We start from the raw sequence: 6,969 nt of genomic DNA, 5'->3' as shown, positions 1-6,969 counted from the left end.
ACCTACCGGTAAAAATCCATTGGGATTCGCGTCTACCGCATATCCGGCGCCTGCCGTATAGGTAAGCGGCCCTACATTACTGGCAGTAAGTGCCTGGGCCCCGGGCTGCAGTTGGATCAAAGGTGTGGTCGCTGTTAACACCGTTTGCCCGGTGCCGGCATCGGTCATCACCATTTGCAACTGCGTGGTCATGGAGCCGCCGCTCGTATTGATCAGCGACATATTCCATAACTGCGGTTTGATCGTGAGCCCCAATGGCGGTAATTGCAAGGTAATTACCACTTGTGCCTGCAGGCACCACCCCATCAATAAGCACACCATAAGCAATAGTTTTCGCTGCATACTATTTGAAATTAAAGGTCTTTATAAATTGAACCGTTCCCATTTCATTACGCACCAGCCGGTATTTGTTACCCGGCAGGTACCCATGTTCGTAAGAAACAAATAACATATCCTGTTTACCAATGCGCATGTTGGCCGACAAATAACCGCCGGCTTTGATCTGCTCATGGTTTAGATTATTGATCTTGATGCCTATGCCAATAGTGCCAAAGCGCGGAATAGTGGGTTGAATACCGCCGTCCATTACCTGCAGCGTGTAATCGCCGTTTTTTGTATAGGAGATCCCTGCATTGGCTGTAAAGGCATTAAAGTAGAAGGTCTGCGTAAAGTAGGTGTTGGTGGCATTGTAATACAGGAAACCCGTATCGGTATTTTTATTATAAAACCTGTTTACCATAACCGTGGTGGCCATTTTTAATTGCTTCACCCCGTACAAATGATACAGGGTGGCATTGAATGTTTGAAAGCGGTTCTCGATCACCTGGTCATCTACTTTCGTGTATTGCGATAATGGCTGATAACCGATGGTCAACACCGGCCATTTAGGTATGCGCACTGTGGCCGTAAGGCTTTTAAAGACTGTATTGTTTTTATAATCCTGTACAATAAAAGGATTCAAAAATTCATTCTGGCGTAAAGAGGCGGCGATACGCAGTTTTGTTTTAAACAGGTACTGGTCGGCCTTGATATACCAGCTTTCCATAGCTGCGTTGGTCGTATAACTGCTGAAGGATTGATAGTTGGCGCCGGTTTGTTTATAAAAGGCTTCGAACTTTGAGCGGGTAGCCGGTATGGCCGTATACAAACGAAAAGCTACCGCCTGGTTATTTTTATTGGAAAGGGTGAACTTATCGCGCTGCTGTGGTGGATTATTGCGGTAATCAGGCGTTAGCGATTTGGCTACTTCGGCGGTCAAATAGGAAGTACGGTTGATCGACCAGCGGCTTTCTGCGCTAAAGCCGGTTATTTTAATTGTTGAATTAACATTAGCGCCGGAGGCAAACAATTGTTTCTGTCCCTGGAAAGCGGACAGGATAAAGTAATTTTTTTCCAGCCGGCCCAGCCCCGCTCTTATCATCCCCATGTACTGGGGTTTTCTATTGGCATTACCTACTACAAAATCGCGGAACCGGTAATTGACCATACCTGCGGTAAGGGCCAGGTAATACCAGCTGTTGTATTCAAAATTGATCCCGTTCACACTGACGTTTTTGGCGGTGAGTTCACTGTAGTTCACCGGACTGCGGCCCAAACTGAAATTGCGCACGCCCAACAGCCACCGGTATCTGGATGGGAGATTCAGGTCTTCCATTCCATATTCCTGCAGTTTGCTCTTCCAGGCGCGGGCCGATCGTAACTCCTTCCAGTTGCCATTGATCAGCTGGCGGTACTGGTTTACTTTGGCCAGGTACGCCTCGTATTTTCCCTTTAATGAATCAACCTGCGCCTGCAGCTGATCGTATTGCTTTTTGGTATTGGCATATTGCTCCAGGAATTGCGCAGCCGTTCTTTTCAGGGAGTCTTCTTTTTGTACATTAACGCTATCAGGAAGGCTGCCATCCCAGGTGAGTTTGGGCACTTTCAGGGTCTCATTGGCTTCAATGAGCTTTTGCGGCGTGAACCTGCTTTTTAAGCGTTTATCCAGGTTGGTGAGCTCGTCCTTTTTTAATGCAAACTGTTTTTCCAGCCGCGGATCCTTGATAGCAGGCGCCAGGGCCAACATCCGTTCGCGAATTCCAGCTTTTAATTTCTCCTGGAAGGCAGCGCCGTTAAAAGTTAGCTGCGCATCATAGATATCGCGGAAGAATTGGGAATTGCTTTTCCGCAACCAGTAATTTACCTGTACGGGAAAAATGCCCGCAACGCTTACATCGAGCCGGCCGGTAATGTTATGTTGCAGAATATTGTTTTCTGCATAGGGCGTATCGATGATCGCCCGGAAATTGGCAGTATAACCGACCAGTCCACCGTTGACCTGAAACGCAGGTCTGGTAATAAACAGACCGTGAAAAGGATTATTGACATCAACAGTCAGTTCTTTTTTGACCGACTCTTTTATACCGGTTATTTGACCCAGTGCCTGTTTGCCTTTTGATCTCAATTGCGCTTTCAGCGAATCTCTTTTCGCGGCAGGCAGGCTATACGGCTTTACATTATGTAACTGTTTAAGGAAATGTTGTTTTTGCGTTTGAACAAACTGCTTTGTACGGCTGAAAGCAGTATCTTTTATAGCAGCAAGGGTGTCTTGTATAGCAGGTAGTGTATCTTTTATCGTAGGAAAAGTATCACGCCTGATCTTTTTATAATCAGCTTTAACCGGCGGTTGACCATATACGGCAACAGCGCATACCTGTAAGACCAGGATCAGGCCGCTATAGCGCAATAAGGATCTGCAACATAGGTAACGCTGTACCATGCCGGTTAGGTTTAAAGGATTAGGTAAATAATTTCCCGAGACGCTTTTACAAGCATCTGATCAATATGTCATACTGAAAATCTTTAATTTTTTTTGTGTGTGTAACAGTAAACGTACAGTACTTCGAAGGGATACTGGATTAAAGAAGAGGAACACTTAATGTGGAATTAGTTTTCGTACTCACTGCGTCTATCCAAGGACGTAAAAGTAGATAAAAAAGGATATAAAAAAATAGTTCGAAAGGTTTATGATGTTCACGTGAAGAGGGTTGGCATATAGGATTTTACCCCATCTTACGCGTCTATTGCCAAAAACTGCACACTTATTGTCCAAAGCAACACGGTTATAGGTTGCCCGGCAATCGTCTCTTTTCAAAAAAAAACTTTAAAAAAATATTTGCCAGGACGATAAATTCTGCGCAAACGGCTGGCCGCAACCGCCAAAAGGCAACAAAAAATATTTTACTATTGAATAAAGGTGCGCTTCCTTAGCCGCGCCATCAAAGTATCTTAACAACCCATTACATTATAAATCAATTAGAAATCGTACATACATGCTTAGGTGCGAATACGTATGCCCGGCGTTAGTCACGAAGCTGTTCCAAAATATATTTCTGATTTCATAACGGTGACAATACCATATTTGGTAAATTCATTATGCAGGAAAACGCCAAAACCGTCAACCCGGTCATGCCGTAAAAACCTGCCTTTATCAGTTGTACCTTATGAAGCTGATTAAAGAATTAATTAAACCTTTTCCATGTATCAAGTTCATTTATCCCTGAAGGATTTGCAGAAAGTGCGTAATGCTGCCCAGCTGATCACTGAAAAGTTAGAGCAACATTATACCATCCCCGTGCTTGCCGAAATGGTTGACTTACCAGAAAAAAAACTAAAGGCAGGCTTCAAGCATTTATTTAATAAAGGCGCTTTCAGATACCGCAGTAATTTCCTGTGGAATAGAGTAAAAGTGTTACTGCTGGAAGACAAGCCGCTAAAATCTGTAGCCCAGGATACCGGCTTCAAAGACAAAAGCGCTTTAATTAAGGCTTTTAAGAAAGAGTTTGGATTAACGCCCATTCAATGGAAAAAAGGCCGTGAGAATGATGTGGTAAGCCAGTAAGCAGCTCAATAAAGCACTAACTGACCTTCTTCAGTACCGGACAGTATTTTTTGATGACTTCGTGTATTTCTTCCAGCTTGAATGGTTTGGAAATGTAATCGTTCATGCCTGATTCGAGGCATCGATCCTTATCTTCCTGCATGGCATCGGCGGTCAATGCCACAATGGGTATGCGACTATGGGGTGCGGCCAACTGGCGAATGAGCCCTGTAGCGGCAAAACCGTCCATCACCGGCATATTCACATCCATAAAGATGAGTGCGGGCGTATGGGCTGTCAACATTTCAATAGCTTCCCTGCCATTGCTGGCTTTAACAACTTCCACACCCATTTTTCGCAATACTTCAGAGATCAGCAACATGTTCATGGGCTCGTCTTCCACTACCAGTATGCGGGTAATGGACGACAACCTTTCAATGGCAGGCACCGCTTCTTTATAACCGCCTTCAACCGCTTTATTAAATATGGCTGAGAGTAAATTGTTCAGCTCATGCAGCTTCACCGGCTTCGAGAGGAACTTGTTAATTCCTGCCTTCTCGGCCTCCACCTGGTACAGGGTTTTCTCCAGCGAACTGAGCATAAGAATAAACGGTTCGGTATGCCCCTTCAGTAATTGCTTTATTTCATTCACGAGGCTAATACCATCCATAACCGGCATCTGGTGGTCGGTAATGATCAGGTCGAAAGGCTGATCATTCTCAATTGACCGCCTGATCAGTACCAGTGCTTCCTCACCGCTGTAACAGACCTTACAGGGTATGTGCAGGTAATCGAAGATACTGCGCATGAGCTTACAGTTGGTTTCATTATCATCCACCACCAGCACTTCGCGCAGCAAAGGTTTTGCATCAAAGGTTATCGGCGGAGCGGCATTGGCCACTTTCAATCCAAGGCTGCAGGTAAAATTGCTGCCTTTACCAGGAATACTCTCTACGACCAGCCGGCCACCCATTAATTCAACCAGCTTTTTTGAAATGGTCAGTCCCAGCCCGGTACCGCCATACCGGCGGGTAGTGGAAGTATCAGCCTGCGTAAAACTATCAAATATGGCATGCAGCTTGTCGCCGGGTATGCCAATGCCGGTATCTTTAACTGAAATGTCAACGTCCATATACATGCTGCCGTTGAAGTTGTACATTTTGTTCGGTTGCACTTTAATAAATACTTCGCCATGGGCGGTAAATTTAACTGCATTGCCTATCAAATTGGTAAGCACTTGTTTTATCCGGATGGGATCGCCCACCAGTTGGGATGGTAATCCCGGATCAATGGAGCATACCAGTTCGAGGCCTTTTTCTTCCGCTTTTATGCAAATGATGTCAACCGTTTCTTCCACCAGCTCAGCCAGGTTAAAGGGCAGTTCATCTAAAAGCAATTTCCCCGCTTCGATCTTTGAAAAATCCAGGATATCATTAATAATATTGAGCAGGTTATAGGCCGACTTGCTTACATTCTTTAAATAATCCCGCTGTACTTTCTGCAGCTCGGTGGTCAGCACCAGGTCGGTAAAACCAATGATGCCATTCATGGGTGTACGTAACTCATGGCTCATATTGGCCATAAAATCGCTTTTTGCCTTACTGGCGGCTTCTGCATTGTCCCTGGCAACGATCAATTGTTGCTGCATTTGTATTCGCTCGATGGCCGTACCCAGGGTAACTGCAAAAGATTTCAGGATCGAAAACTCGGTTTCCGTCCAGATGCGCTCGTAACAATTGCTCAGGGAAACAAATCCCCATAATTCTTGCATTTTAAAAATGGGAATGGCTGCCACAGAATTGATGTTCCTTTCCTGGAAGATCTGCTTTAATACCGGATCCTGCACCTCCCTGGTGAAACGGTAGAAAATTTCATTGTTCCGCAAGGCATTGAGCACATGCGGCATAATATTGAAATTATAATATACCGGCAAATTGGTTTCGATCCTATCACTTTTGTTCATCCAGCGCATGAACGAATCGGCATATAATAAGCCATCCTTTTCGTTGTGCCGTAACTTATAGATGTTCACGCCATCTACACCAATGCCTTTGCCCAGCGACCGGATCGTTTTTCCAATGGCCTCTTCCAACTGATCGTTGCTGATGAGCTCATGGGTAGCTTCTGCTACCGCCTGCATTAACTGGTCTTTTTTATGCAAATTATCCGTTGCCGCCAGCAATTCCTGCTCGCTGGTCTTCAGGTTATCGCGCATGGCAATAAGCGCTTTGCCCAGGGTATCTTCCTCCCCCAGCGGCTCAAACGGCATCTCGAAATTCCTTTTTCCTATTTCATGGGCAAACAAACTGGTGATCTGAAGCTTGTCAGACAGATTGTTCACCGCTACCATCATTTCGCCGATTTCGTCGCGGGTAGTATGATGGGTCAGTTTGCTGGTGATGCCCTTGCCCATATCATTTACAATGTGCCGTATACGATTGATCGGTGAAATGATCTTTTTGATCAGGTACAGCGACAAGAGAAAACCACCCACGATAAACGTCAGTATCAATACAATGATGAGGTTCCGCAGCTTCACCCTGGTGGCTTCCAGATGGTCGCTCGCGGTAGCATATAACCGCCAGCCATAATTATGTATGTCTTCCAGGGTATTCTCCATAGCTGCGCAATGTGGTAATACTTCATCTTCCACGATCCGCTCTGCTTCCAGCCTCGCCACCGGATCATTATAATCTTCAAACTTTTGCAGGAAAGACATGATCTTTTTCTCTGTCTCCAGCAACTTTTCAAAACGGATAAATACCTGTTGCAGGCTGTCTGTTATTCTTTTTTGCCCCCATTGAGTGGTACACCTGGTTATCCGGTTCTTCAATACATGATAACCGGAATCGTGAATTATTTGCAGCTGTCTTTTATCATCTTCATTCGATCGCAAAAACACCCAGTTGGTGGTGTACATTTTCGACTTCAACAACAGCGTGGTTAAATTGTCAATGCCTTCCATGGAAGGCAGCACTACGTTCGAGACATGCTGCGACAGTCTATGATTTTGCCGGAGGGTAAAAATGGTAATAGCGCCGTTTGCAATAAACAGAAAACCCATAAAATAAAAACTTATGGCTATTCTTTGTTTAATACTCAACTTCATA

At 45.0% G+C, this 6,969-nt stretch carries 4 protein-coding genes; 1 reads left to right on the top strand and 3 read right to left on the bottom strand.

The genetic code is table 11. From position 1 onward, the window contains the following. Both JUB15_RS04060 and JUB15_RS04055 read right to left on the bottom strand, forming a co-directional pair. Window positions 1-321 (bottom strand): hypothetical protein (locus tag JUB15_RS04060; RefSeq protein WP_207511031.1); only part of this gene is annotated, 321 nt, incomplete at its 3' end. Between the two features lie 22 nt (window positions 322-343). Continuing rightward, window positions 344-2,758: a coiled-coil domain-containing protein gene (locus JUB15_RS04055; RefSeq protein WP_207511030.1), complete on the bottom strand. Its 2,415-nt coding sequence runs from the start codon at window positions 2,756-2,758 to the stop codon at window positions 344-346. A 759-nt stretch (window positions 2,759-3,517) separates the two neighbouring features. Between JUB15_RS04055 and JUB15_RS04050 the strand changes: the two genes are divergently transcribed. Beyond that, window positions 3,518-3,880 carry a helix-turn-helix domain-containing protein gene (locus JUB15_RS04050; RefSeq protein ID WP_207511029.1) on the top strand — a complete coding sequence of 121 codons (363 nt, stop codon included), beginning with the start codon at window positions 3,518-3,520 and terminating at the stop codon, window positions 3,878-3,880. Window positions 3,881-3,896: 16 nt separating this feature from the next. Here JUB15_RS04050 and JUB15_RS04045 read toward each other — a convergent pair whose 3' ends face one another. Next, window positions 3,897-6,968, bottom strand: coding sequence for a response regulator (locus tag JUB15_RS04045; RefSeq protein WP_207511028.1), 3,072 nt, complete (start codon window positions 6,966-6,968; stop codon window positions 3,897-3,899). Window position 6,969: the final 1 nt, after the last annotated feature.

The sequence above is a fragment of the Longitalea luteola genome (genome assembly GCF_017356035.1).
Taxonomy (GTDB): Bacteria; Bacteroidota; Bacteroidia; order Chitinophagales; family Chitinophagaceae; genus Niastella; species Niastella luteola.
This window is presented reverse-complemented; position numbering and strand designations above follow the sequence as displayed.

Bases quoted from the DNA above. Each gene is read 5' to 3' on its own strand.
- JUB15_RS04055 (WP_207511030.1), bottom strand. From the start codon at position 2,758: ATGGTACAGCGTTACCTATGTTGCAGATCCTTATTGCGCTATAGCGGC.
- JUB15_RS04050 (WP_207511029.1), top strand. From the start codon at position 3,518: ATGTATCAAGTTCATTTATCCCTGAAGGATTTGCAGAAAGTGCGTAAT.
- JUB15_RS04045 (WP_207511028.1), bottom strand. From the start codon at position 6,968: ATGAAGTTGAGTATTAAACAAAGAATAGCCATAAGTTTTTATTTTATG.